The 26,026-nt window shown below is 56.1% G+C and carries 16 protein-coding genes; 8 read left to right on the top strand and 8 right to left on the bottom strand.

What is annotated here, in order from left to right; genetic code table 11:
• Positions 1-178: 178 nt before the first annotated feature.
• The 3 genes from C7378_RS11410 to C7378_RS11400 form a co-directional block, all read right to left on the bottom strand.
• Positions 179-3,208, bottom strand: coding sequence for an alkaline phosphatase family protein (locus tag C7378_RS11410; protein ID WP_131996495.1), 3,030 nt, complete (start codon positions 3,206-3,208; stop codon positions 179-181).
• An 89-nt stretch (positions 3,209-3,297) separates the two neighbouring features.
• The gene (locus tag C7378_RS11405; protein WP_131996492.1) at positions 3,298-4,782 is read right to left on the bottom strand and encodes a glycosyltransferase; all 1,485 of its coding nucleotides are present in this window, start codon (positions 4,780-4,782) and stop codon (positions 3,298-3,300) included.
• An 11-nt stretch (positions 4,783-4,793) separates the two neighbouring features.
• Complete coding sequence (locus C7378_RS11400; protein ID WP_243648206.1) at positions 4,794-9,098, bottom strand: tetratricopeptide repeat protein; 4,305 nt, start codon at positions 9,096-9,098, stop codon at positions 4,794-4,796.
• Between the two features lie 398 nt (positions 9,099-9,496).
• Between C7378_RS11400 and C7378_RS11395 the strand changes: the two genes are divergently transcribed.
• The 4 genes from C7378_RS11395 to C7378_RS11380 are packed head-to-tail and all read left to right on the top strand — an operon-like array spanning position 9,497 to position 13,648.
• Positions 9,497-11,152 carry a hypothetical protein gene (locus tag C7378_RS11395; RefSeq protein ID WP_243648205.1) on the top strand — a complete coding sequence of 552 codons (1,656 nt, stop codon included), beginning with the start codon at positions 9,497-9,499 and terminating at the stop codon, positions 11,150-11,152.
• Complete coding sequence (locus C7378_RS11390) at positions 11,149-12,282, top strand: hypothetical protein (RefSeq protein ID WP_131996486.1); 1,134 nt, start codon at positions 11,149-11,151, stop codon at positions 12,280-12,282. The genes C7378_RS11395 and C7378_RS11390 overlap by 4 nt, the downstream gene beginning before the upstream one ends.
• 17 nt (positions 12,283-12,299) lie before the next feature.
• On the top strand, positions 12,300-13,154 hold the full coding sequence (locus tag C7378_RS11385) for a hypothetical protein (protein WP_243648204.1): 855 nt from the start codon (positions 12,300-12,302) through the stop codon (positions 13,152-13,154).
• Positions 13,151-13,648: a hypothetical protein gene (locus C7378_RS11380; protein ID WP_131996483.1), complete on the top strand. Its 498-nt coding sequence runs from the start codon at positions 13,151-13,153 to the stop codon at positions 13,646-13,648. Before C7378_RS11385 ends, C7378_RS11380 begins: the two co-directional genes overlap by 4 nt.
• Before the next feature lie 140 nt (positions 13,649-13,788).
• On the opposite strand, the gene C7378_RS11375 is transcribed toward C7378_RS11380, so the two are convergent.
• Positions 13,789-14,712, bottom strand: coding sequence for a glycoside hydrolase family 71/99 protein (locus C7378_RS11375; protein WP_243648203.1), 924 nt, complete (start codon positions 14,710-14,712; stop codon positions 13,789-13,791).
• A gap of 344 nt (positions 14,713-15,056) precedes the next feature.
• Between C7378_RS11375 and C7378_RS11370 the strand changes: the two genes are divergently transcribed.
• The 4 genes from C7378_RS11370 (at position 15,057) to C7378_RS11355 (ending at position 18,833) form a co-directional block, all read left to right on the top strand.
• Complete coding sequence (locus C7378_RS11370; RefSeq protein WP_243648202.1) at positions 15,057-16,970, top strand: lipopolysaccharide biosynthesis protein; 1,914 nt, start codon at positions 15,057-15,059, stop codon at positions 16,968-16,970.
• 160 nt (positions 16,971-17,130) lie between these two features.
• The gene (locus C7378_RS11365; RefSeq protein WP_165876767.1) at positions 17,131-17,547 is read left to right on the top strand and encodes an STAS domain-containing protein; all 417 of its coding nucleotides are present in this window, start codon (positions 17,131-17,133) and stop codon (positions 17,545-17,547) included.
• Positions 17,548-17,598: 51 nt separating this feature from the next.
• Positions 17,599-18,096: a hypothetical protein gene (locus tag C7378_RS11360; protein WP_131996474.1), complete on the top strand. Its 498-nt coding sequence runs from the start codon at positions 17,599-17,601 to the stop codon at positions 18,094-18,096.
• 29 nt (positions 18,097-18,125) lie between these two features.
• Positions 18,126-18,833 (top strand): dTMP kinase, encoded by a 708-nt coding sequence (locus C7378_RS11355; protein ID WP_165876766.1) that lies wholly within the window; start codon positions 18,126-18,128, stop codon positions 18,831-18,833.
• A 157-nt stretch (positions 18,834-18,990) separates the two neighbouring features.
• Here C7378_RS11355 and C7378_RS11350 read toward each other — a convergent pair whose 3' ends face one another.
• From C7378_RS11350 to C7378_RS11335, 4 genes are all read right to left on the bottom strand, one after another.
• The gene (locus C7378_RS11350) at positions 18,991-22,365 is read right to left on the bottom strand and encodes a TonB-dependent receptor (RefSeq protein ID WP_131996471.1); all 3,375 of its coding nucleotides are present in this window, start codon (positions 22,363-22,365) and stop codon (positions 18,991-18,993) included.
• Between the two features lie 423 nt (positions 22,366-22,788).
• Entirely contained in the window at positions 22,789-24,105 is a 1,317-nt protein-coding gene (locus tag C7378_RS11345) for an amidohydrolase/deacetylase family metallohydrolase (RefSeq protein ID WP_341539143.1), read from the bottom strand.
• 129 nt (positions 24,106-24,234) lie between these two features.
• Positions 24,235-24,714 carry a RidA family protein gene (locus C7378_RS11340; protein WP_131996465.1) on the bottom strand — a complete coding sequence of 160 codons (480 nt, stop codon included), beginning with the start codon at positions 24,712-24,714 and terminating at the stop codon, positions 24,235-24,237.
• 37 nt (positions 24,715-24,751) lie between these two features.
• Positions 24,752-26,011, bottom strand: a complete 1,260-nt coding sequence (locus tag C7378_RS11335; protein WP_131996462.1) for a selenocysteine synthase — start codon at positions 26,009-26,011, stop codon at positions 24,752-24,754.
• Between the last annotated feature and the right edge of the window lie 15 nt (positions 26,012-26,026).

Here is a 26,026-nt window from a genome sequence, read left to right as displayed (position 1 = left end):
CCCTCTTGCTGTGCTTCGTGGAATAGTCCCAAAAACAAAGAGGAGCAGAACGCCGTCCTTCGGCGAACTGCTCCTCTTAAGTATCTCTACTCTTCCCGCAAGCGAGAATCAGAACACCACTCTCGACCACGCTTCAAACCAACCCAGCTACAAAGTCCCCCTCCATCCCCTCATCCTCCTACGGCCCGTAGTTCGCAGGAGTGCAGGAGGATGGATCTGAGACAGGAATCGGCGGCGTAGGCGGCGTAGCCCACGGAACATTAGTGAAGTCGAAGATGTTCAGCAGATCCGGCTGCACAGCATCTCTGGCCGTCAGGTGCGCCGAAGGGCCAATGAAGCGATTCTCAACGAACTTGAGGACCGCCGTATGATCCATCGGAGCATGCGAAACATAGTGCTTTCGCGTGAAGGGAGAGATGATCATGTTGGGCAACCTGAACCCAAGCTGTGCAGAAAATCCTCTACCAGAAGGCAGATTACTCGGATTAGCCGCAGCATCCGTTGGAGTGGATCCCGGATCATTGGGGGCGACCAGATCGCAATGCACAGTTGGAGTCCCTGGCGTTGGCGGCAGGCATGGGTTATAACTGTCCGGATTCACAGCGATCGTAGAGATATCCGGAATTTGTGATGCTGACACGCTGCCAACAGTCGCGTCCGTATAGTCGTTCGAGTGGTTCGGCACCGGCGGCACATGGTCATAGGGACCGCCACCTTCATCGTAGGAAAGAAAGAAGACCGAATCTTTCCACGCCGAACTGGACATAAACGCGTTCACCACTTTTGCCACTTGTGCCTGCCCCGCAAGGATCGACTGGCCGGATCCAGGGTGCTCGTCATTGATGCCATATCCCGCTTCAATGAAGGCAAAGCTCGGCAGCGTACCGTTCTGCAGATCCTTGTAGTATTGAGCCAGGGGTGCGATGTGGTCCGGATCGATGCAGAAGGAATTCGTGCTATCGCCCACGACACTCGAGGGCTGCGTAGGCGCAGCACATGCCGTTCCCGATGGTGGGATATACAAATACTGATAGGAGTAGCTCAAGCTCGAGAAGTTCGTTGCGGGATAAGCAGCCGCTGGCCCGCCTCCGCAAGTGGACTCATCCAGACATGCGCCCTGCGTAACCGTGTAATAAATCTTCCACGACACCTTCGCCTGATCCAGCTCCTGAAAGATAGTCGGGATATCGAGCTGTGATTTTAGACCGTCATCATTGCCCGGATCGAAGACCAGGCCTTGCGTTGTTCCTCCGGTAAAGGCAGCAATCCGGTTATCGATACTCTTGCTGGAGATCGGCGAAAACCAGCGATCAGAAACCGCGAACTGCGATGCCATGTAGTAGTAGTAGTTGAGGAAATTCTCGTCGTAATACCCCATAGCTCGCCTGCCCGTGGGAGGAGTGCCGTTGATTGTACCCGCGCATTTGGTGTATCCAGCCAAACAGTTTTTCGCGTAGTTCTCAGCAGTGTGCACAAAGCCGTCCATCTTGATCTGACGGGTAGTGCTGAAGTCATAGCGATTGACATCGCCGTAGCTCTCCAGCCAGGACGAGGTCTCATCATCAATGCAACTGCTGGTGAATTTGAAAAGTGAATAGGCTGTGCCTTCATCGCTGTCATTGCTGATCGTGGTCAGCTTGTCGTCGATTCCATCCACGTTATAGGTCTTTCCGTCCGCGCCGATATTCCAGCCATTCTTTTGGCGATAGGGATTCAGCATGCCGAAGTAGTTATCGAAGGTATGGTTTTCCTGCAGCATGAAGATCACATGATTCACAGACTGAATGCTGCCCGGAGGCTGCACATCCACGGTGACAGTTGCCGTAACATTTCCGCCCGGGCCGTTGGCGGTGGCTGTGTATCCCGTCGATGAGGTCGGGCTCACCGTCAGACTGCCGCCGGTGGACGCAAGTGTTTTGCTGCTGCCATCGGTTCCCGCGACCGTAACCTGCGTCGCATCCGTCGCAGTCACTGCCAGCGTGGAAGAATTCCCCGCAATTATCGAGGTTGGATTCGCAGTAATGCTGACCGTAGGTGGCGGATTCGGGGTCACCGTCACATTCACATTTGCGGCGGTGGTGCCACCCGGCCCAGTGGCCGTGGCAGTATAGGTCGTCGTTGCAGTCGGCTTGACTGTATAGCTTCCACTGCTCGAAGGCAGAACGTAATTAGTACCGTCATTCCCGGTGATCGTCACCTGTGTTGCGTAGGAGGTAGCAACCGTCAGCGTGGACGAATTGCCCGCGACGATCGAAGAGGGGCTGGCGCTGATCGTGACCGTCGGCGGCGGGTTCGGAGTCACCTTCACGGTGGCCGTTGCCGTAACCGTTCCACCTGGACCGATCGCCGTGGCGGTGTACGTGTAGGTCGTAGTCGTCGTTCTCGCTGCGGGTGGACTGACTGCCTGCGTCCCGCCATTCGCCGCAAGAGTATAGGTTTTGCCGTCGCTGCCCGTCACCGTCACCTGGGTTGCATTCGTCGCAACTACGGTGAGCAGCGACGAAGTGTCTGCAGTAATCGAAGTGGGATTTGCATTGATCGTAACGGTCGGCGCGGGCGGCCCTACCGGGGGTGCGGTCACCGTAACAGTCACCGTGGCTGATGCGGTTCCACCCGCTCCCGTCGCGGTCGCCTTATAGGTCGTGGTCGCCGTCGGAGTTACCGCCTGGGTTCCGCCGGTCGGCTGCAGCGTATAGCTGCTGCCGTCACTGCCCGTCACCGTGACCTGGGTCGCGTTCCCCGTGATCACGTTTAGCACGGAGGAAGTCCCCAAAACCACCGATGAGGGCGTTGCCGTAATGCTCACGGTCGGAGCCGCTGCGGGAGCCGGATTCACCGTGACAGTTGTCGTTGCGGTTGCCTTACCGCCAGCTCCTGTCGCCGTCGCAGTGTAGGTAACCGTCGCGGTAGGGGTAACGGCCTGCGTTCCTCCCGTCGGCTGCAGCGTGTAGCTGCTGCCATCGGTTCCCGTCACCGTAACACCCGTGGCATTGGTCGCCGAAATCGTCAACGACGAAGATGCCCCTACGGTAATGGCGGCAGGACTGGCTGCGATCGTGACCGTCGGCGTTGGACCAGGCGTGGGCGGCGGCGTCGGATGAGGCGAGACTCCGCATCCGGCAAATACCAGAAGCACCGGCAGGCAGGCGAAAAGCGCCACCGCCCCGGATATACGCGAACTTAATCTGTCAACAAGCAACGAAAACATCTTGATCTTCCTTCCAGTCGTTGTCGGACATGATTGCCGTGCGTCCGGTGAATTGGTTTTTCTTTTCCAACAGATATCCAACAATTTGCCTATCCAGCGCTCTCTAACCCCGTTGCGTCATACCCGTCCTTCTCTGCCTTCCCGTGCTCGGCGCAGGGCTTGCGCAAAGAGGATGACTTGCTAGTCAGGCGAGCGGGCGGAGGTTCCGGCTGGGTAGGGTCGACTTCCTCACCAACGGCATTGCCATCCGGATTATGCGGTAGCAAATCTGCGTCCAAAGTCCAGCCCGAAGATACTTTACCGGCCCGGGAGAACCAGGAGCGCATTCCACGCTGCTGGCGCTGGGCAAGCGCTTCTCCCTCGGCCATGGTGCGCTTGAACTTATGGAGTTCAAACCAGCGCAGATAGTTGCGCGCTACGGTGGCCATCATCATCTGCACTCCGGCCTCGTAGTTATGCTCTGACATTTCCCGCTGGAGGTCAGGGGACCGAAGGAGATCGGTGAGCTTCTCTGCAAGCTCCTTAGCATCTCCGACCTTATAGAAATTGATGGCCATGTCATCATCTGTGGCCATACATCGGAAGTCCGGAATGTCGGCACAAACGATCGGAACTCCGTATTCACATGCCTGGTGTGCAGGGCCACTCGAACCAGTCGATGAGTCGTACGGCATCACGAGAACAGAACTCGTCCGGAAAAGCTCCGGAACGTCCTTTTGATGAATGTAGCCACGAAACTCAATTGGCAGCCCCGCCGGCTGTGCATCCCTGACCGACTCCCAGTAGCCTGCCGCCGCCGGGTGATTTCCGCCGGCAACAATCAGCCGTGCATTCGGGATGTTTTTCAATACCGCAGGGAACGCCTCCATCAGCGTTTCTAGACGCTTATAAGTACCCCAGTTTCCAAACGCCAGGATGCGGAGCTCAGGATTGCCGCGCTTGGTGAAGTCAGGCCTGCTCGGAATCGTGGTGAAGGTACCGTGGGTGCCTACCAGGATGTTCTGCGCCGAGTATTTTGACATCAGCGTGCGTCGATAGGCCGAGAGCAGCACCGATACAGAGTGAGCCTTGAGAAGCGCACGCGTAGCCAGATTGGTGCCTATGCGATAGATCTTCTCGCGACGCACTCCTGTACCCGCGAGATCCACATGCTCCACAATATGGTGCAGCGTAATGTGCGTATAAAACCCTGCAGCCCGCGTGAGCGCTGGCACGGATAAGCCTGCAAAGGCGGCGAAAGGGCTGCTGGGCGCTCCGAAGCTGGAGAACACCAGGTTGAACCACACCACGTCAGGATTCAACCGGCGGATCGTGTTGAGCAGCCGCATTGGAGTCGTGAGGCTCCCGAATTTCCAGCAGCGAACTACATTGAAACCCGGCAATTCCGCCAGCCGCTTCTTCTTAGAAGGATCGTCCTCCTCCATCTCCACGGCGAATTCATACTCTTCCAGCTCATCGGCCAGGATGATCAGCTCAACATCCTTGTGCCGTTGAATTTCGCGGGCAATGTGGAACGAGTATTCATTCAACTGCCTCTTACTGGGAGGAAACGCCGCCACCAGACAAATCTTCATCTTGCCCCGCCTTAAAAAATATTGATGCTGACATAGGGTCGAAACACCTGGTTTCGCCCGTACGCAAAATTGGGAAAAGTTTCCTCTTGGACGCCCGCTGAAATACGGATCGGATATTTCAGGTGAACCTCACCTGTCTCATCGTTAAAAGTGCGACCGAAAGGTCGGGTGTAGGAAACTGCGAATCCATTCTGCGTCATGTCATAGACATGAAAGCCCTGAGCTCTCTCGTAAGCGGAGGTAGCCTGGATGTCCAGATTTCGCGTTGGCGAGAAGTCAATCGTTGCGGCTGGCCGCAGGCCTTGCGAAATTCCGGAATGGATAATGGGAGGCGCCGCTGGAAGGCCTGGTGCAGGGAGCGTGACATACGGCACGACTCGCCACGTACGCAGATCCTCTGCGATCACCTCGGCGTTGAGGCGCGTGCCGAAGCGGTGTGTGAGCCCGATATAGGTGGACGTGTAATAGTTCTCCGTATTTCCCAGTGTCTTCGACGTGAACACCTGGTCGTTGGAACCCCAGCCCGTCACCAGCGCTGTCTTTCCCCACGGAGATCCGACACGGAAGTCGATGCCTCCAATGAGAGCGCGCTCGTTGATAGGAAGTTCAGTAAAGGGTCCGATCTCGCGGGCGAAAAAGCCATCCATCGAAACCGCATTGAAAAAAGAACTGGTGGTCATGTAGGTGAAAACGCGGAACAGATTCTGATTCATCTGCTGCGGCGAAATCGAATCACGACGAATCGTTCCCTGCACTCCGGCATTGAACGTCACCACATTGCCGCCCAGGTGAACCGTGGGGTCCACACCATAGTTCATCGTGTAGTCGGTGGTGTTGCGCTTCACGATTCCCCCCGTCACCACTCCGCCGGGTCCGCTTACAGCGGTTGCAGGAACGGAGATAAGTCCGCGAGCATTCCTCAGCTGGAAGAAACCACCCGTGGTCGGCAACGAGCCCAGATGCAGATGATAGGCATTCGTCCAATCCGTTTCGATGGTGTAGCGCGGAAGTGGAAGTTCAGCCGTATTGATGGTCGGACCGGAAGCCGCAGGATTCCTGCCGAATGTCTTTGCGTCCAGAACATAGACCGTGCTGTCCTCGAAGAGCGGCTGCGACGTCAGATTCGAAAGAATGCTCACCGTGGGATTGATTCTGTATCCCTCACTGGCGCCTGCCTGCAGCATATCCTGCTCTGCCGTCTGGTCTTCGCCCGAGGCGCTGGCCGCTGCGGCGAAGGTGGAAAGCGCCTGCGTACCGCGATGCTGTTGCTGATATACCGCCGCTTCGGCGAGCAGATACTGGTAGTTCGATCCCTTATTCTCCGTCTGGCTCACAGCCGCCAGTTCCTCTGAGGCTCGCGACGTCTGACCCAGAGCAAGGTAGCTATTGGCCAGAGCCACACGCACGCCTATGTCTGAAGCACCCGCGGCCTTCGCGCGCTGCAGGTAAGTTTGCGACAGTTGGTATTCGTGTATCTGCTGGAAAATGTTCGCTGCTTCGATGTACTGGTCACCGGTCGGCGCCGCAGTATCTCCGGCCTCAACTTCCATCTGCGCCAGAGCGATCTGCCGCTCCGCATCGGCGGAGTGACCTTGCTCTGCCATCAACCCGGCAATGGCAAGTCGTACCCCCATACGGTTGCTATCCGGCGCAGTTAGCGCCTTGCTGAATCGCTCCATCGCCCCTTTCTGATCGCCCAGCGTACTCAGCGCCTCACCCGTGGAAACGTAAATATCGCTGATGGCGCCTCGCTGCGAGGCCGTATCCGTTGGAGAGCTGGACTTCCGTCCCGCATACTCCTCCGCGAGTCGAATGTTTTCGAGCGCTTGCTCGCGATCCTGCAGATTCGCATAGGCACGCGCCATCAGCGCGTAAATCGAAGCATCCGCAGGCAGCAGCTTTTTAGCCGTCTGCAACTCCACCACCGCGTCGTGATAGTGCCGCTGCGCAAAGTAGATGTTGCCCAGGGCCATGTAGAGTGACCCGTCCTTCGGATCAAACTTGAGCGCAGCCCGGTATTCCATCTCCGACTTGCTCAGCAGCCCCTGGCGGCCATAGGCTGTGGCCCGGATGATGTGGATCACCTCTGAATCGCCGAGCACCTTCTCTGAAAGCTGGGTCTGGCGGATCGCTGCCTCTGGATGATGCAGGTTCAGCTCGGCAAATGCCAGTCCCAGGTGGGCTTCTCCATTCCCTGGCTCGCGCTTGAGGGACTGGTTAAAATCCTCCGCAGCCAGCTCTGGCTGGTGAAGGTCATTCCGCACGAACCCACGATTGACATACGCCGTAACCGTATCGGGAGCTCGATTCAACGCCTCGGTAAAACTCTGCACCGCTTGTTGCAGCTGTCCGTCATGCTTGTACACATAGCCGGCAAGCAGTGGAATATCAGGATCTTTAGGGAAGACATCCATGTACTTCTTGGTCAGCGCCAGCAATTCGCTGTACTGCTCAAGGTGCAGCAGGTCGTATCCGAGATACACAACAACATCGCGATCCCGCGGCATCACCTTAATGGCTTCGCGGCCGATGGAGGCAGACTGCTGGCTGTCGCCCTTGAAGCTGAAATACCGCTCCTTCTCTCTCAACACCTGTGGAGTCGCATCCATATTGTCCGTGACGCGCTGCAACCAGTTGCCAGCCAGCGGCAGGTTATGCGCCTCGATTGCAGCATTCATGCCTCCAGCCACGATCAAGGCATTCTGCGGAGCAACCGCATACCCTTTGGAATAAGATGCCTGCGCCTTCCTATACTCGCCGCGGGCTGTGTATAAGTCGCCAAGTGCAAGATAGGGCACATACAGGGACGGATAATCGTGCGCGAGCTGCTCAAAGTACTTTTCCGCATCGCGGTCATTCCCCGCTGCGCGCGAGGCATACCCAAGAGACGTGAGTGCAAAGCGGCTCCGGGGATCGATGGTGAGAATTTTCCTGTACGCGGCTATCGCATCCTGAGTACGCCCCATCTTCATCAACAGATCTCCATCTATCTGGAGACTGTTGGGGTCATGGGGAGTCAGCGCCAGCGACTCATTCATGTCATTCAGAGCGCTGTCGAGCTGCCCGGCACTCATCCTGATCAGGGCTCTCAGGCGCAGAAACATTGCCCGGTCAGCCCCGCGCTCGTCCATGGGAGCGATCTGGCTCTGAGCGATCTGCAGCTGGGCATGAGCCTGCTCTGTCTCGTTCAGGTTCCGATAAAGGGCCTCCAGGTTCATATGCAGCTGAATCCCGTAGAGCGGCCCTTCCGCAGGGGTGGCAGGCAGGTGCGCCACGGCTTCGCTATACTCCCGCACGGCGTCGCTGTCCCGATCCTGCATCTGCGCAATCTCTCCGCGGATGGCGTGCAACCTGTAGAAATTGGGGTCCAACTGAGCCGCACGCTTCAGAAACTCCTCCGCATGCTCAAAGGAACCGACCCCCACCTGCGCCTGCGCCGCTGACAGCTGCAAACCCAGGTCATGGGGCTGCGCATTGGCAGCCTGGCTGTAGAGTCGAGCCGAATCTTCCGGCTTGCCATCGAGCCCATAGGTGTACGCGAGTTCGGCCACCACGTCCGGCCTGGGGTTGCGAATCGCCTTCAACTCATCGATCGCCTTCGAATACTCCCCCGTGTCCCGGTAAAATGCCGCCAGCGACCGCTCGATATCCGGATTGTTCGGCGCGCGGCGCTTTGCCAGCTCGAGATAACGGCTGGCCTGGGGCATCTGGCCAAGATGCTGATAACAAAGCGCCATCAACAGCTCAGTACGCGCGTCCGGCTGCATCCGTTCTGCCTTGCCCAGCCACGTCAGCGCGTTCGTATAGTCACCGGCACGCATATAAAGGTCCCCGAGAACCGCCAGATCGTCCTTTCGTCTCGGATCAGAGGCGATAACCTGCTTCAACAGGCGCTCTGCTTCATCATTCCGGCCTACAAAGCTGTAGGTCTGCGCCAGCCCGGAAAGCCCATCGAGCGAGCCCGGATTCAACCCCAGTCCTTTCTTATAGGCGTCGATGGACTGGTTATATCTACCATCAAGCCGGGCCGCGTATCCGAGCAGAAACCAGAGCTGAGGATCGTTGGGAGCAGACTGTGCAGCGCGTTGCGCATAATTGAGCGCGAGCGCGCGATCTCCCTGCTGCAGCGCAAGTTGCGCGGCTCGAGCGAGGCGGGCGTTCTGAATGTTTGATCCCCAGCCCAGCTGCGGCTCCGCCGATTGCGGATGAGCAGCTTGGTTCTCAGGCTTCGCATCCGGGCCAGAACCTACCTGGTAGGTCTGCGAATATCCATGGCTCGTAAACGCCATGAACGCAATCGCACATACAATTTTCAAACGGCCAAATCTAACATTCAAAAGGAACCACCAACATATCCACTAAAAAAACCGAGGTACTTCAATTTAAAGAACGCAGGTAGCGATCGATAGAAATGTATTGCTTTCCGATGCAGAGAGCTCCAGACGAGTTGGCCGCATACGTGCCTAGGATATCTACGGTCTGAGTCTTCATTGCCTAAGACCTCCATTTTACGCAATTGCGTGATCTGGGAAAGTTACCAAGGCCACTAGCCTGTAGAGTTACTAGAGACAACCAGCCTCGGCAGTTTTAGAATCACAGGTCTTTTCAAGAGGGCACTTTGCGCAAATTTGAGTCAGTTGCTACAGCTTCACGACCGATCCCTTTGAGCTTCATCCTCTTGGCGGCGGTCGGGGTACATCTGCCGCTGCTTCTTATGCAGCTACCGTTAAAGTCGTACGATACAAACTTTCATATCTTTTTTGCCTCCCATTACGTTCATCACTGGTTCAATCCGTGGAACGCGAAATGGTTTGCAGGCTTCTCTCAGACCACCTATCCGCCGCTGCCGCAGCAATGGGTCGCCATCGTCTCCTGGGTTCTCGGTCTGAATATGGCTTACATGGCGGTGCAGTTCGCCGCGATTCTGCTTCTGGTCGTAGGCGTTTACCGCTTCTCGATGCTGTGGGTGAGCCCGCGCGCTGCCTCCTTCGCCGCCCTCGCAAGTGTTCTCCTCAGCTCGGAGTGCTTCCTCGTCTATTCAGCCGGCCAGCTCAGCACCACCGCAGCCGCCCCGATCTACCTCAACGCGCTCCCCTATTTTTACGATTGGATCCGCTACGGCAAATGGCGCTCGTTTCTCAAGGCCGTTGTCCTGTTTACAGCCGCTGCCGCAGCGCACCATGCGACGCTGATCTTCGGCTCCATGCTGTTTGCCCTGCCCGTCATCGTGCTGGCGCTCATGGATCGCAAAGATGATGAGAACTCCTCTGCCTCAGCGCTGGTGATGCGCACCGTCATGATCGTGCTGCTGGTGGGCGCCGCGATTGCCGTCGTTCTGCTGCCGTTCTGGATCGGCCTGATCCGCTACCCAATCACGCAGACTCCCATTCCTCACCCCAGCCGCGCGAATTACATCCTCAGCCCGCAATGGGGCGTGAACTACTTCATCGTTCCCTACGGCGCTCTGATTCTTGCTCTGCCCTTCATCATCCTGCGTGGAGCCAAGGTGGTCCGGCTTCGTCCGCTTCTGCTGGGCTTCTGGGTCACCTTCATGATCGGCCTCGGCGGCACAACGCCCGTTGCCCGCGTGCTCCTGGGCCGCGCCTTTGAAGTTCTGACCTTTGAGCGCTTCAGTTACTGGGCGACTCTCCTCGCGTTGCCAATCCTTGGCCTGCTCGTCGCGGAGCTTGTCGATCGTTTCCGGATGCGGGCCATCGTGCCGCTGACACTGCTGGCGTCTCTCTCCTGCGCGCTCGCCGTTGCGTGGTCCACCTTTCGCCCGGCCGACGCTGCCAACTTCAAAGTGGACTCTGTTGCCCAGTGGCTCAATCGCGACGGCCACGACAATTACCGCTACATCACCCTGGGATTCGGCAACAAGCTATCCCGCCTGGCGATCATGACAGATGCAAGCAGCGTCGATGGCGAATCCAACTCCTCGCGCATGCTCCCGGAGCTTACCCGCTATGGCGGAGCCGCGCTCACCAGCGCCAAATACTTCGCCAAGCCGGGTCTCGACTCGCTCCGCGCAATGCTGGCTCACTCCGACCGCTATGGGTTGAAGTGGGTAATCGTCCGCGATCCCTACTATGAGCCGCTTCTGTACTTTGCCGGCTGGCGCAAGGTAGACGAACTCGATGACAAGACCATCACCGTATGGGGCAAAGATGGCGTACCCCCGGCCACCCCGATGAACGCATCGCAGATGCCACCTCACTGGCAGGGCGTCATGTGGGGCACGCTCCCCTTCGGCAGCAGCCTCCTCGCAATCCTGGTTGTGCTCATCCCGGAAAAGCGGAGACGAGGCTGGCAGGATGAGGATCCATCTACCACGCCTGAAGATCTCAACTCGGGGAGGATGATCTCGTGAACAAGGGAAATCTTCTCGCTCTGGTTCTTGCCGCTGCCACCGTCGTACTCGTGGCTGTCGGTACAGTGTGGCCCGTCAAGGCTGCAGTCTTTTATGCGGGTGGAGGAAAAGAAGGCCTGCTGCGTCCATCGTCTACTCCTGAAGAAGCGGTGGAAAATCTTGGGACTCAGATTCGTCTGCTCGCCTGGGAAAAAGCTTACGAAAGCCTCTCCAACAAGGCCGAATTCACTGAGCCGGAATTCCTCCACGATCTGACGGGATACGCGCTCAGCCTTCGGACCTATGCAACCCTGGACAGCTTTGAAGTGCAGCCGCTCCACCAGTCCGCGACCGATGCCGAGATGAGAATGAAGCTGCGGTGGTCGACGGTAGTCGGCACCTTTCAAGACACGCGCGACCTGCGCGTGGTCAAGAGCGGCGATCACTGGGCCGTGGATTGGCCCCTGGTCAAGGAGCAGCACGTGCCCCCGCAAGTGATCCCGGTGAACTATCTGCGCTGGGACGTGATCTATCGCGGCGCAGGCGACGACTGGGGATCGCAGGATGTGGAGGCTCCGCATGTACGCATCATCGACATGCATCCCGTGAACCGCGCTGAGGGCGTCGTCGTCATGGGCGAGCTCCTGAATGAAGATGTCGTGCCGGCCTTCGTGTCGGTTCGGGCTACGCTGCTTGCGAAGAATGGCTCTCCCCTCGCGAGTGAAGGTAGCTTCGACATGATCTCGCACACGCTCCTGCCCAAGCAGGTCACTCCCTTTGTCATTCGATTCCCTGATGTGGATCTGTCGCAGGTTGGCAGCATTCGCATGCAGCCTCTCTCGGTCCTCGTCTCTGCATCGGCAGACCCCGTGATCGAGGTGCAGGATCAAAAATTCAATCCTGCTCCCGGCGCTTCACTCACCGGCCAGCTCTCCAACCAGAGCGGGCAGGTCGTCAATATTGCGCACGTGCTCTCCACCTTCTACGACAAAAATGGGCAGCTGGTCTGGGTCGGCGGTCAATACATCGATCGTGCGCTCCAGCCGCAGACGCCGGTCGCCTTCCACATTGCGATTCCTGAGGACCTTGCGAAAAAGATCACGAATCAGCGAACAGTGGTAGCGACCTACAGTTCGGGGAGCTCTCTGTGAGGCGGAGATATCCATCGTTGCTGATCGGGCTCGCGCTGGCTGCCGTCTCCATGGCGCCAGCGCAGAGCGTTCACATGAGCCTGCCTCCGAGCGTCACCGCCGGAAGCGCCTTTTCCATCCCGACCGCCGGGAGTGGCAAAGCCGTTTTGTATATCGTCGGGCAGGGGCAGGCAATCCGGCGGGATGTGCAGATGGGGGAAGCGACCATGTTTCCCGCTGGAGCGCTCTACAACGCCGGCGAATATCTGGCCATCCTGGTGAACGGCGCCTCCACGGAATCTGCCGGGTTCTACGTCTCGCCAGCGCCTCAGCCTGAGACGCTGGGCTTTCTGGCGAAGCCCTCTCGCCTGCCTGTCGGCATCCGCGGAGGAATCAGCGGCGCGGTATACGTCTTTGATACCTACCACAACCTGATCACCACGCCGCTGCCGGTTTCTCTCGAGCTGGCCAACGCTTCCGGCACCATGCAGTCACATACCATCACCACGCGGAATGGCGTGGCATGGACCACGATGGATTCAGCGGCAAAAGAAGGCCCGGCCAAGTTCGTGGCGCGCATCGCAGGAGTGTCGAGCACGCGAGTCATTGACCAGGTCCCCGGGGATCCATGCGGGCTCACGATTACCGCGCGGCCCAATAATGGAAAGGTGACAGTGCAGACTGCGCCCGTGCACGACTGCAGCGGCAACCCCATCCCGGATGGCACGATTGTCACCTTCACCGAAACCTACAATGACCAGCAATCCACGGTCGATGTCCCAATCAAGCAGGGCATTGCGCGTGTCGATATGCCAGCTTATCCCGGAGCAAAAATATCCGTCGCAAGTGGCGTTGTGGCCGGCAATGAGATTCGATGGGGGGGAGGAAAATGATCAAGCGCATCCTGGTCATGAGCTGCGCCCTTGCACTCCCACTGGCCGCCCTTGCAGATCAGCCGACCGTGCAGGTGAAACCACCCGAGCTGCAGGGGTCCCGTCCGCTGGAGAAGCAGACAGAGGCGGCGGTCATTCGCGACTACCTCCAGTCGTGGAAGAGTCTTCGCTCGGCGTTCGATCTCAATCAGCCGGAACTTCTGAGTCCGGATTTCGTCGGGACTGCTCGCGAAAAGCTGGCAGCAACCATCGATCAACAGGCTAAGCTGGGAATTCACACCCGCTACCAGGACCGCACGCATGATCTTCAGATCGTGTTCTACTCGCCGGAAGGGTTATCGATCCAGATGATCGACAACGTCGGATATGACGAGCAGGTTCTCGATCACGATAAGATCCTGGCGACGAAACGGATTGAGACTCGCTATGTCGTCGTACTCACACCCTCCGATGTGCGATGGAGCGTGCGTATCTTCCAGGCAGCAGCAAAATGATCTCCACCTGCTGCGAGCTGTCTCCTTCGTGTGCACCCTCGCACGTGCGGAGCTCCTCGTATAGAGAGCCGAGGATCAATAAAAAGCGCAGGTCTCGAAAAAATCGAGGCCTGCGCCTGAAACGATTCCAATCTTCCTTGCTACTTGCCTGCGGAAGCCTCCGTCGGCGCGCTCTTCTCCAGCTTCTTCAGGGATTTTGGCGGGGACTGATCTCCACAGGCAGGAATGCCCGGTTCAATCGCAGATCCCTCTTCATAGTCATTCCAGGTCTCGACCAGCATGAAGGGAATGATCTGATCTGCCGGAAAGAATTTCTTCCAGAGACTGAACGTGTCTTTGAAGGTTTGCCCGCAGCGCGCCGAGATATGCCTGTTCAGGCTCCACGACGCCTTGCTGTCGTCAAACTGTGCCCATGCTCCGCCGACAATAATCTTGTCAGGGTATTTCGCCCCCATCGTCTGATAAAAGTCGGTGAGGTATTGATCTCCCCAGTTGCTGCCGTCAGGCGCCCACTTTTTCGGCCCCGGATTGATCCACGGATAGAATCCGTCAAAGGCATCGGCATATTGTCCCGGCAGGTTTTCCTGGATCAGCAGCGGCGCGGGGTTCCACTTGTTCACCACATTTCGAACCTTGCTCCAATCCGTATGTCCGCCATTCGGAAAAATAAATATTACGGGACGGCCCTGGTAGGTAAGGTATGCATCATGCCCAGGCGCCTTCGGCGTGAGGTAGGTGTCATGGAACATCGTGAAATCCGCGATCACCTCATCTGTCGCGCCTTCTTCCTGGCTGGTCTCGTCGTACATCATTGCCACGTGAAACTTGTTCTTCGCGGCAAGGCCCTGCACGAGCGCGTAGTTCTGATCGATGTACGGCGACCGATCTCCAAACCAGTCCACCACGAAACCGGAGATTCCCATCTCTTTAGCTTTGTGAATCTGCTTTCGGATGACCTCGGGATCATGGGACGAATAGCTAACGGACATGTGGTTGGGCTGTCCGAACCACGCTTCGTAGACTGCCAGCAGTTCCGGTGATCCGCCTGTCGCTTTATATTTCAACTGGACTGGTTGCGATGGGCTGGAACATCCGTGGAACAACAGAAATATTGAGAGGAATGCAGTGCTTGCACGAACTAACATAGGGTTACCACTTAGAAGCATAACGGAATCGTTCAGGTTGTCGCGACGGCCGCACTATTATCCAATACAAGCAGCCACAGTAGTTGGACTTGCATCCTTTCATATGAGCCGCGCTACAGATCTTCTATCTTCTGTGTCTCTGAGCGAATCCGGCTGCCCATGCTGACCTCTGCGTGGCTAAACAAACTGGGCGCATCGGTGAGAGCTGGAGATCCTTGGACGTGTTAAGCAGTAATAAAACAAAAACATTACAGGCTCGTATTGTGTCGGGAAGCGTTGTGCTGCTCTCCGGTTCAAGCCTGACCACTGCGATCAACCTCGCCTATAACGTGGCGGTCGCCCGCTTCCTTGGCCCTAAAGGTTTTGGGCATGCTACCGCTGTTTACACACTGCTGACACTTATTTCAGCGGTGACGCTCTCGTTTCAGATCATTGCCGCGAAAGTTGTGGCACAGCAGGACTCAGAGGAACACAAAAGCGCAGTTTATCGGGACTTCCATCGCGCAGCATGGGCATGCGGTGGGATGGTCGCATTCGGCCTGTTCCTCTTTCAGCGCGGCCTTACCGATTATCTCAATCTCCCCAGCCCTCTGCTGGTCGTACTTCTCGCTGTTGGCGCTGCATTTTATGTCCCTCTTGGCAGCCGCAGAGGATACATCCAGGGCGCATATGGGTTCCGCAGCCTAGCCACCAATCTTGTTCTTGAGGGAGCCGTCCGCTTTGTCGGATCGCTGCTCATGGTTATGCTTGGCTTCGGAGTCATAGGCGTCATCGCAGCCAACTCCGCAGCGATAGCGGTAGCCTATTTAGCTATTGCGCCGCGCCTGGCTGCGCGCGTCCCCAACCCGGTCACCTTCAGACGCGGCTTCCTTGAAGTCGGCCAGGCGATGGTTTTTTTCGCCGGGCAAGTGCTCATCAACAATTGCGACATCGTGCTTGTGAAGCATTTTTTCTCGCCCACAGCCGCGGGGCTCTACGCTGCTGTCGCCATGGTCGGACGTGTCATCTTCGGATTTTCTTCTGCAGTCGTGAATAGTATGTTCCCCCTTGTAGCGGGAATGCGAGAGGGAGAAAAGAGGAATCTCTCACTCATTTCAACTTCACTGCTGCTGGTGCTGGGCATCGGTTCCGTATTGGCTATCGGTCTGCGCATCACCCCTGCATGGGTCTGGGCAACATTCTTCGGTTCTGGTTTTCAGCTGCCCGGTCATTATGGATTTCCGTATCTTCTCTCGCTCTACGCCGTCACAACCGTTATCTATTCGCTGAGCGTCGTTTTCATCACGTACGAGATGTCATACAAGATCGCCAATACCAGCTGGCTTCAGCTGGCATTCAGCGGCGTGCTGATCGCAGGCATCTGCAAGTTCCATAACTCCCTCCAACAGGTCATCATGGTGCAACTGGTCCTCATGGTTGTCCTGCTGATTCTCGTCGGCGTACCGGCAATCATCGATGCCGTACGCAATTCGAATGCAGCAGGCAAGCCAAACTCACGCTCAATCCGCTTCATCCGCCGCATTTCCGAGGATGAGGTCATCGCAGAGTTCCTGAAGAGCGATTTCGAGAATGTGGCATATCGGGAATATTCCGAAGTGCTTCACACCATCGTCCGCGAACCCAATCTTGAGAGCGATAGCGAGAATGCGAAGAGACGTGCCTTGCTCTTCCTGCGTCACCGCTCTCTGTGGAAAGAGCTGCCTCTGGATACCGATTGGTTCGAGGTAGAAGTGCAGGCATCGGACCTGGAGCAGATACGCGTATTTCCCCGGGCCCAATGGCTGAAAATCGCAAGGGCGAATTTTGCCATCAAACAAGTAGTGGATCGTATACGAAGCAGACAGGAGCAGGCAGCAGACGATCCGTTCGTAGCAAAGATCGCCGCGATCCGGGAACGGCTCCTTCAGAACGATGCTATGCCGGGCGCGGTAGTTTTGATCGGCCAGAATCAGGCTGATCCGTTGACGATACTCGATGGAAACCACCGTTTAGTCGCGGCTGTGCTCGGGGACAAAATGGATCGTCTTCGCTTTGTGTGCGGATTGTCGCCGAGAATGACGCGCTGTTGCTGGTATAGAACCAATCCTCTCACTCTCACCAGGTATGCGCGAAACCTTATTCGGCATCTAACCCGTAGTGCAGAAGATGAACTGGAGCGCCTCTTTGAGCGTTCTTAGCAAAATTCCGGGGAGTAAAGGCCGAGAGTTGCAACTTTGGAAGCTTAATCGCTAGAGTTATGGTAATGCCCTGGAAAACGCGGAGAATATCCGTAAATTCATGAATCAATTGCAGTAGGCAATGAAGTAATTTCTCTGGGGGGTGAAAGGAATGAAGCTGATGACGATAAGAACGCGTGCCGTAAGGGTACATCATGTACCCGCGAAGGTGACCTCCGCCGAGGAGCGAGCCTTCCTGCAGGACTTGCAGAAGTATCTTGAGAGTGAGCGTCCCCGCTTTGTGTTGGACTGCTCGAAGGTGCAGGAGCTGGATAATGCGACCATCAACCTGCTCCTTGCCTGCCTGGAAGAGGTCATGAAGCGCAATGGAGACGTCCGGCTCGCGTCTGTAAATTCGGATGTAGAAGCAGCCCTTCGGTTTATGGGAGCAAATCGCTTGTTTGAGATATACCCAACCACCGACGGAGCCATACAGAGCTTCCATCAGGGTTCTGCCAACAATCTTCCCCCGGCCTTTGAGGTCGAAGCCATTAACAGTGCAGAAGCTGTCAATGGGGACTCCGAATTTGCGGCTTGACCGACTTGTACAATCGAAAGAGCTGAGTATAAGCAGGTTCGGGAGCAAGCAATGAGAGTCGCGAATTCGTGGCTGAAGCGGCAGGTAGCTTTGAGTCTGACGATGCTGCTGATGGTGCCTTTCGGCGCAGCCGCAACGCCACGAGCCCCGCAGGCAGCCCAAGATGCTGGGCAGACTGAGAATCAGGTGCAAAACAATGCACAAGATCCCGGCAAGCCCGCTATGGCTGCTGGGCAGCAGGTCTCCCCAGCAACCAGTTCGACTCCAACTCCGGCTCAATCCGGAGACGAGAAGCCGCAGGCTCCCTCGCCTCAGACTGAGCCCGCCAATCAGCAGAATGCCAATCCAGCACCCGTGGGAACTGCAGTAGCTCCCTACATAAAGCCCAACGGTGCCCCGGCATCCCGGCCAGCGGGAGCGGCCATCGCTCCCGCCAAGCAGAGAAGGGTTCGTTCCTGGGCCATCCGAGTGGGTCTCCTGGCAGGGGCAGCCATTGCAATTGGTGCGGTGACCGCAGCCTCCATGGGCAGCCCCAGCAGGCCAAACTAAACCAGCAGTTCATCGTTTGAGACGAAATCATGCGCGCCAGTTCAAAGAGCCGGCAGACCATTCTTGTCAGTTTTTCTGGCATCGATGGCGCAGGCAAAAGCACCCAGATTGAAAATCTCCGCAGTCAACTGCAGCAGTCCGGTTTCCGGGTTGAGTTGATCACCTTCTGGGATGACGTAGCACGCCTGAAGCGGATTCGGGAAGGCGCCGGGCACAAGTTGTTCAAGGGTGACAAGGGCGTTGGCACACCCGACGCGCCCATTGAGCGCCGCGACAAGAATGTCCGCTCACCTTTGATGACGCTGGTGCGCCTCGCCATCTATGTAGTTGACGCGATGTCCTTGCGGAAGATTGGCGGCAAAGCGCTGCGATCTGAAGCCGACGTAGTGATCTTCGATCGCTATATCTACGATGAGCTCGCAAATCTGAATCTGAAAAATCCGGCGGCACGTTTCTACCTGCGGAGGGTGATGAGCCTGGTGCCCAGGCCCCAAGTCGGCTTCGTACTTGACGCCGACCCCGCGCAGGCACGGGCCCGCAAACCGGAATACCCTCTCGATTTCCTCTACGCCAACCGGAATTCCTATATCAGGCTGAGCGAATTGCTGCCCGGCATCACAGTGATACCGCCCCTGCCGCTTGAAGACGCCAAAGCAGAGGTAGTGAAATGCGTGATGAGCAGGATGTTCAGCGGGAACCCCGCCATGCCGGAAGAGCCTTACAGCGCTCAAGCGTAATTGCAGGGAAGGTTAATTCCGGATCATTTCAAGGAGAACCAGGAAGAGTTGTGAATCTCTTCGTTCTTCCAGGTCAGAGGCTACTATCGTAGCTCTTATTACAAGTTAGAGAATAACTACGAGGCCGCTTACAAGGCGGCCTCGTAGTCGCTGCAGATCAGAACGCGTACTTCAGCTCAAACTGAATATGTCGTTCCGTGCTGCGGGTTGAAGTAATTTGTCCGAAGCTGGAATCGGTGATTCCGTTATCAGGGTTTCCGTAGCTGGCAATGTTAAAGGCGTTGAAGAAGTCGGCCCGGAAATCGAAGCGATTTTCACGCCACACCGGGAACGACTTGGCAACTGCCATGTCGATATTGTTGAAGTCCGGCGCGCGCAGACTGCCGGGACGCATATTGCCGAATGTGTTGTTGGGCTGCTGGCCATAGATACATGTTCCGTCGAAGCCGTTAGGTCCGCACACATCCGTCAGGCCCGGCGCAGTTCCGAACCAGTGGTTGATCGAACGGTTCTGAATCTGAAGCGGGAGATACTGGTTAGGCCGGGCTGCGCCGCCATAAGCGAAGACCTGGCTTGAATAATTTGCCGGAGAAGTGATGGTCACCGGGAAGCCGCTGTAGGTCACAGAGGATCCGCTGATCTTCCAGCCGCCAAGTGCCGAGTTAACTGCGTAGTTCCAGCCTGCACCATACTTCATGCCATGGCCAAAGGGCAGATCATACTCGCCCGTTACGCTCAATGCGTGACGAACATCTTCGCCAGCTGGGCCCCACTCAGAGTGGAGGTCGTAAGCATTCTGCTGGTAGAACTGCTGCTGGATATTGCTCACGCCGTAGTAGCCGACATCATCCGTCAACGACTTTGCGTAAGTATAGTTCGCAGTAAATTCAAGTCCCGCCTTATAACGTTGACGATAGATAGCCTGCAGCGCGTTATAGTTCATCGCAGAGTCGGATGCGGTTATCTTGACTACACCATTCTGTCCAACAACGTTCGCGTACGGCGCAGTAGTTCCCGGCGCCAGCAACTGGTTGCCAAACTGTGGATCAGTCAAGTGATGCCCACCCTCTCCGATGTATCCAACCGTGAGCGAAGAGGTCGAGGTCAGCTCATACTCCGTCGTCAAGCTGTACTCACTGATGAAGGCGGGACGCAGATTCTTCTTCCACGCATAGAAGGTTGTTGTGGGGACGACAGTAGTCGGAAATCCTGCGGTCGTCGTGTAGAAGGTTCCTGGTGAATACACCCCGTTCGAGACGCTTGGCGATTGCCCCTGCTGCTCGAAATCAGTGTGGAAGGGTGGATTCTGAGTCAGGCGAAGGTTGGCTCCCGTGCCTTCCAGGTAATTGGTTATGCCAAACCCTCCACGAATCACAATCCGCGGCTTCACCTGGTATGCAAAACCTATGCGAGGCATGAAGTTGGTGTAGACCGGATCGTACAGAGCACGGCTATTCCCATCGACTCCTGCATATTCGATCGCGCCGGTAGCCAGGTTCAGATTGGCCTGCTTGTTATTGACCTCATAGATTGGCTGGTCATATTCGTAGCGAAGTCCAAGGTTGAGGGTCAGGTTCGGCATCACCTTGAAGTCATCCTGCGCATAGAACGCATCGCGCCATTGACGCTGCCCGGTACGCCCATTCACATTTCCAATCGCCACATCGTTCGATCGGTTCAGAAGGAAGTCAGCGAAGGAGTACCCTGGCGCACCTCCTTGTGCAATGGATGGATTGCTCGTATAGCTGCCGTTATAGATGAACTGCCCTAGTTCACCGTTGTTTCCAGGATAGAAGCTGTTCTGCTGGTAGCGGATAAACTCACCACCGAACTTCATCAGATGGCGGCCTCGCTGGACGGTAAGATCGTCAGCATATTCAAAGATATTGTCGATGAATATCTCAGGTGTCGGGTTAACGCCGAAATTGCTCACCGCCCCCGAACCGCTTCCGTTGAATGCCTGCAGACTGAAGCCGGCAGTCTGCTGCGCCTTGCTGGGAATACCTACTTTCTGATTACCGAGCAGTCCAAAAATTCCACTGGGATCGACGGAAACGCCACTGTTAAACCGGATGCGGCCATAGGATGCCCGCGCCATATTCACAATGGATGGGTTAAAGGTGTGTGTCCAGGTGAGATTGAAGAAGTGATCAGGATAGTTGGACGCAGACGGAAACTCTACTGGCAGTGGATCTGTAACCTGCCCGTTCTGTGCATAGCCCTGCGAGTAGCGGCCTGAGATTACGTCAGACTGATGAAGATTCCAGTCAATCCGGACATCCCCCTGATCGTTCCGCTGAAAGCTGTTCGTCGGTCCAACGAAATTGTTAAAGACACCCGTCGGATCGCTGGTCGGATTATTGGGGAGCGGATAAGCCGCTTGATTCGAAAAAAGATACTGGGCTACAGGATTCAATATCGGAATGTGATTGTTCTGGAAGGGAACAGGCTGCCCATTGGGTCCAACTGTCTGCGTATCGTAGAGCTGAATATTCAAAGCCTGAATAGCCGAGAGATCACCGCTGCGAAATGCCAGGGGCGCAACGCTGTAGTTTGTCAGGCCGCCCTGGTGCCAGCGATATCCTTCGTAGTCCGCAAAGAAGAACAGTCTGTCACGCAGGATGGGACCGCCGATGGTGCCACCAAAGATTGTCTGCGTAAAGGGATTCTTTGGGACAGGAACAGGATTGTTGTCATTGGTCCAGCTGTTCGCATCGAGGTTATAGTTCTCGAGGAAACCAAAAGCGCTTCCGTGGAATTTGTTTCCGCCGCTCTTGGTAACCAACAGAATCTCGCCACCGTTGACGTTGCCAAACTCGGCGTTTGCATTCGACGTAATGACGCGCATCTGCGCAAGTGCATCTGGACTCGGATTGTAGCCAATCAGGTTGTTCAGGTTCTCGTTGATTTCCTGACCGTCCAGCAGATAGTTATTTGACTGCTGACGATTACCGTTGACATTCGGACTGGTCGCCGATGAAGTATCACGCTCCGCTGAGCTCGAGCCACCATAGGAGCCGAAGGATGTAGAAACAGCTCCCGGCGTATAGACAGTTAGCTGCGAAAAATCGCGTCCGTTCAAGGGAACGCTATTGATTGTGTTTTCAGTGAAGGTTTCACCCAGAGTAGCGCTTTCGGTATTCAGGATCGGCGATGTTTCCGCCGACACATTGACCGTGGTCGTTGCAGCACCGACCTTGAGCTTAACGTCGATCTTGGCTAGCTGATCAACTTCCAACGAAAACGGACCTACTTCCTGTGTCCCGAATCCGGCTGCTCCTACTGTCAGCTTGTACTGCCCGATCTGAAGAAATCTGACTGAGTACTCCCCTGAACCGTTGGTGATGGTCGTACTGTGGACTCCGGTGGCTGCGTTTGTAACGGTTACAGTCGCACCGGGAATAACCGAACCAGCTTCATCGGTAACGGCGCCTCGGATCGATCCTGTAACAGTCTGCGCAAAGGCCGCTGGGCTCAGCAACAGCATTGCGATGCAGGCCCAATAGACGTATCTGATTGTCTTTCCCATCATTTAATGCCTCCCAAGGATGTTTGTCTTCTGACTCATCTTTACTGGATGAGCGGCTGCATAATGCTCAAGGCTCTGTGGCCCTTTTCATATCTCTCGCCAAGGCTTCGAGATGCCGCTTATTAAACCCGCCGCAGACAAAAAGTTCATGGTTTACGGCGGACGCCAAAACGAATTGCCTTAGTATAGACAGCTAGCCACATTTTTAAACACAATTTTTTTAAAGAAAGTTGGACGCCATAAAGCAAAGTTATTGCAGCCTGCTGCTCAGAACATAGGCGCAATGCGAAGCTGGGGAGCGGGCCGATGACCGGCAGGGCGAGGGTGTCGTGCCGAGGGGAAATATAAAACGGGATCTGCGCCAGCAAAGATCGCAGATCCCGTTTGAACTATAGCTTCAAGCGTTGACGCTTGCGCACCGAAGACTTAGTGTGTTGCAGCTGCAGGAGACACTTGCTTGAACCGGGTCCACCGCTCCGCCTGCCGTACCGCATTGGTAGGAGCTTCCGTCCAGAGCGGACTGCTCATTCCATTCAAATCATAGACGACCTTGCCATTGCGAATCGTCATCTCGCAGATCAGCTTTTCTGTTCCCATCAGCTTCGTGTCGAACATATCGACGAATCCAAAATGGCCGTGCACAACACGCAGAACAGCAATATCGGCGGGCGCTCCGACAGAGAGATTGCCGAGCTCCTCACGCTTGATTTCGCGCGCAGGGTGCCATGTGTCAGCCGCGATCACCTGATCGAGAGGCATGCCCAGCGCCAGCATCTTGTCGGACACATTCAACATGTCTTTCATTCCGGCGTTCATACTGCCCACATGCAGATCCGTGGAGATGGAGTCAGGAAGAAAGCCCGCCTTGGTAAGCGGAACCGCGACTCTCCAGTCGAAGCTCCCGCCGCCATGGCCCACGTCAAAGTAGATACCTCTCTTCCGCCCTTCAATCAAGGCCTTGCTCGGTCCAAGCGTGGTCTTATCCTGTTCGCCGCGCAGCCCTGAGTACATGTGCGTATAGATATCTCCTGGCCGCAGCACGCGCGTGAGCAACTGATAGAGCGGCCGCTCAGGGCGGTTGGCTCCGTAATCGATCATCACCGGAATATTCGCCAGCGTACCTGCCTTCACGGCCTGCAGATACGGTGTCCATTCCGGCCCCTCGAAGTGAGCACTCTTGATGCCCACAACAATCTCCGGATACTTGCGAGCCATCGCTGCAGTTGGCTCTGCTTGCATGTCGGCTAGGTTCTGCTCGTATTTAGGCCCTCGCATTCCCGAGCCGACAATATTCAGCAGCGCCAGCACCCGTGTTTGCGACCGGTCGATAATCTTATCCTTGAAGTCTTCAAAGTTCCGCCAGCCGGAGCACCCTGCATCGACAACCGTAGTCACCCCATTGCGGAACGTGAAACCATCCGGATAGACGCTCAAATCGCCAGCATACGAGCCTCTCTCGCCCGTACCAGCAAAGACGTGCACGTGAATGTCAATCAGGCCCGGCGTCACATACAGATCGCTGGCATCGATTGTTTTCACCGCTTCCGCAGGAGATATATTCGCAGCCACTTTGGCAATCTTGCCATCTTTTACGGCGACATCCATAGTGGAGCTGATATGGTTTTTCGCGTCGACAACGTGGCCATGCTTTAGCAGCAGGTCATAGGTTTGGGCGTGGAGAGACGGCGCAACCGTAAAGAGTGCGCCGACTGTGGCCAGGCAAAGTGATACCTTACGTTCCAATTTGCGAAGATACATCTGCAATATCCAATCTGAATTCGCGATGAATTCTTGGCAGCTTGCTTCTTACAGCAAAGGTGTGGTCGACACACTTCTCCCTAGCTATCCCGCAGTTATGGGAAAGTCGGCCGTTTATATATATGCGATCAGGTCAATCTCAACAAGTGAGTTACCCGGAATGCCGCCTGCAGGGGCAACCGTAGTGCGAACAGGAGGTACTTTACCGAAGCGTCCCTTGTAGACCTCGTTCATCGCAGGCCAGTCTTTTATGTCATTGAGATAGACATTCACTTTCAGCACCTTGTCCATCGATGACCCTGCATTGACCAGCTGCTTCTCAAGCTCGTCGAGAACATGCTTCGTGTGCGCCTGCACATCCCCCGGGAAATGCGCACCCACTCCGGATAGAAAAAGAAGGCTTCCATAAGACACAGCTGGAGAAAAGAGCGGCGCCTCATTCGGATCGGAAGGGGCAAGGCCATATGCCTTTTTCTCAAGCGGTGCTTCCTTGGTCTTCGCCTGCGAGGTTCCAGAGGCAGCCAGCGCAGCGCCTCCTACGGCTGCAGCTTTCGCTGCCGTCTTCAGCATGTTGCGGCGAGTCGTCTGATTCATAAGCGGTGTTCTCTCCTTGTCACTCTTCATCTTTGAGTTAGGCGTTCCGGGCTGTCAGAACCTGCCTGAGCCTTGATCCAACAATGGCGTCTTCCCCAGGCTGGAGCATCCACACGCCCACCACAATCGTGTCTGCGTTCGATGGAATACTCGTACGTTCACTTGTTCCAGTTGCCGGATTCAGCTCGATTGACGGAGTTCCCTTGCGAAGCATCTCCATCGCCTGCTGAACGGTTACGCCAACTGTAGCGGGATTGTACTCCAGCAGCAAATGCGGAACGTGATTTGCCACCTCTGGCATGAAAGTACTCGCCTTCATGGTGGGGATATCTTTTACTTGCTGGATGATCACATCTACTCTGCGCTTGTATTCATCCTGCATAGCCTCATTGGACTGCTCCAGCAACCAGTCCACCGCAGCCACCATACCAACGATCTGCTCTTTCGCCACCTTCATCCCGCGGCCTACAGCGTCAGAGATGGGGCTGTTGTTGCTATATGCCAAATCAATCAGCTTCTTTTTTCCCAGCAGCAGTCCCGCATTCTGCGGGCCGCGAATACCCTTGCCGCCTGAGAAACACACAAGATCAAAACCCATGCCCGTATACTTCCACAGGTTTTCTATCGGAGGCATATCCGCAGCGGCATCGTTCATGCACGGCACATTATGCTCGTGCGCGATCTTCAACCAGGTCTCGCGATCGATCTCTCCCGACTCTGCCGCATTGAAAAAGTGCGTCATGACCGTTTTCGAACTGAAGGCATTGCGATAATCCGACTCTGTAACGACTTCGCGAAACTGAATGCCGCAGTTCAACAATGCCTGGTCATATTCGTAGCGGTGTCCCTTCTGTACGATCACTTCGTTCTTCATCGCATCCGCCCCCTGGGGCACGCGGATGGTTCCTTCGACATTGTTCGCCAATGCCATACAGGCCGCAGTTCCCAGCGTGAGCGCCGATGCTGCTCCGGCAGATACGAGCGCACCCTCGCACTTCAACTTCTTTGCCAGATATTCCCCGGAGGCCACTTGCAGATCTTTCAGCCGGACAGGATGCTTCGCTGCTTCAGCCACTGCGCGTTGTACCTGCGGCGGCATGATGGCAGCCGTCAGGTACGTATAGGTTCCAGCAGCATTGATAATGTGGGCTACGCCAAGCTTTGCATAGTAATCGTCGTCTGCGCTCTCCTCGCTCTTACCCGCCTGCGCAAAAACCGCCGAAGGAAGAACTGGAAGCAGACTGATGCCTACAGCAGATTGCTTGACGCTACTTAAGAATCGTCGACGCGATAGCATAGTTCTCACTTCTCC

The sequence above is a fragment of the Acidipila rosea genome (assembly GCF_004339725.1).
Taxonomy (GTDB): Bacteria; Acidobacteriota; Terriglobia; order Terriglobales; family Acidobacteriaceae; genus Acidipila; species Acidipila rosea.
The sequence above is the reverse complement of the archived record's forward strand: the minus strand, read 5'-3'. Positions and strand labels throughout refer to the sequence as shown.

Excerpts from the sequence above, each read along its gene's own strand:
- C7378_RS11340 (WP_131996465.1), bottom strand. The coding sequence starts at position 24,714 with ATGAATCAGACGACTCGCCGCAACATGCTGAAGACGGCAGCGAAAGCT.
- C7378_RS11380 (WP_131996483.1), top strand. The coding sequence starts at position 13,151 with ATGATCAAGCGCATCCTGGTCATGAGCTGCGCCCTTGCACTCCCACTG.
- C7378_RS11395 (WP_243648205.1), top strand. The coding sequence starts at position 9,497 with ATGCAGCTACCGTTAAAGTCGTACGATACAAACTTTCATATCTTTTTT.
- C7378_RS11365 (WP_165876767.1), top strand. The coding sequence starts at position 17,131 with ATGACGATAAGAACGCGTGCCGTAAGGGTACATCATGTACCCGCGAAG.
- C7378_RS11405 (WP_131996492.1), bottom strand. The coding sequence starts at position 4,782 with ATGAAGATTTGTCTGGTGGCGGCGTTTCCTCCCAGTAAGAGGCAGTTG.
- C7378_RS11360 (WP_131996474.1), top strand. The coding sequence starts at position 17,599 with ATGAGAGTCGCGAATTCGTGGCTGAAGCGGCAGGTAGCTTTGAGTCTG.
- C7378_RS11335 (WP_131996462.1), bottom strand. The coding sequence starts at position 26,011 with ATGCTATCGCGTCGACGATTCTTAAGTAGCGTCAAGCAATCTGCTGTA.
- C7378_RS11350 (WP_131996471.1), bottom strand. The coding sequence starts at position 22,365 with ATGATGGGAAAGACAATCAGATACGTCTATTGGGCCTGCATCGCAATG.
- C7378_RS11355 (WP_165876766.1), top strand. The coding sequence starts at position 18,126 with ATGCGCGCCAGTTCAAAGAGCCGGCAGACCATTCTTGTCAGTTTTTCT.
- C7378_RS11410 (WP_131996495.1), bottom strand. The coding sequence starts at position 3,208 with ATGTTTTCGTTGCTTGTTGACAGATTAAGTTCGCGTATATCCGGGGCG.